The organism is Streptomyces sp. LS1784 (genome assembly GCF_020103755.1).
Classification (GTDB): domain Bacteria; phylum Actinomycetota; class Actinomycetes; order Streptomycetales; family Streptomycetaceae; genus Kitasatospora.
Genome location: NZ_JAHSQD010001173.1, coordinates 1 through 865, shown reverse-complemented (window position 1 = coordinate 865; position 865 = coordinate 1). Strand labels below are relative to the sequence as shown.

Genomic DNA, 865 nt, shown 5'->3' with positions numbered 1-865 from the left:
AGGGGCCGCCGCCGCGGGTGCGGGCGGCGGCCCCGGAGGGTCGTCAGGAGCGGGCGGGCTCGACCGTGCGGGCGGCGCTGACGGCGCGCAGGGCGCGTTCGACGGTTTCCCGGTTCTCGCCGACCGGGGCCACGTAGTCGAGGACGGCGCGGGCGGCGTCTTCTCCGAGGGTGCGGGTGATCACCCAGGTGGCGAGGTACTGGGAGGCCAGGCAGCCGCCCGCGGTGGCGATGTTGCCCTCGGCGTGGAACGGCGTGTCGAGCACGGTGACGCCGCGGGCTTCGACGAAGGGGCGGCTCGTCAGGTCCGTGCAGGCCGGCATGGTGCCCAGCAGGCCGAGGTGTGCCAGCACCAGCGCGCCGGAGCACTGGGAGCCGATCAGCTGGCGCGTGGGGTCGAGCGGCAGCTGGGCGAGCAGCGGGCCGTCGGCGACCACGTCGCGGGTCCTCACGCCGCTGCCGATCAGCACGACGTCGGCCTCGGTCACGAACTCGATCGGGCGCTGCCCGGTGACCTCGACGCCGTTCATCGAGGTGACCTGCGGTGTCGGCGTGGTGATGAAGGCTTCCAGGCCGTCCTTGCGGCAGCGGTTGATCAGCGCGGAGGCGATGAAGCTGTCCAACTCGTTGAATCCGTCGAAGGTGACCACGGCTACCTGCGCCATCACTGCTCCCTCATGCGGTATCGGATGTCCGGTGTGCCCAGTGTGCCGTGCGCCGCGCACCTGAGGTCCTCTCGCGGGTGCGGGTGGCGCCCCTGGGGTGCCCTCAGGCGGTGCGCGGCCGTCCGGCAGGGCGCGCACCGGCTAGAGCCCGCCGCCGCATCCCCCTCCGCAGCCGCCGCCGCAGCCGCCCCCGCAGGCGCC

At 74.1% G+C, this 865-nt stretch carries 1 protein-coding gene; it reads right to left on the bottom strand.

What is annotated here, in order from left to right:
* Positions 1–43 precede the first annotated feature (43 nt).
* The gene (locus KS423_RS46380) at positions 44–664 is read right to left on the bottom strand and encodes a DJ-1/PfpI family protein (protein WP_224285647.1); all 621 of its coding nucleotides are present in this window, start codon (positions 662–664) and stop codon (positions 44–46) included.
* Between the last annotated feature and the right edge of the window lie 201 nt (positions 665–865).

What these genes read in the sequence shown, in the direction of transcription:
- KS423_RS46380 (WP_224285647.1), bottom strand. Translation starts at nt 664, where the DNA reads ATGGCGCAGGTAGCCGTGGTCACCTTCGACGGATTCAACGAGTTGGAC.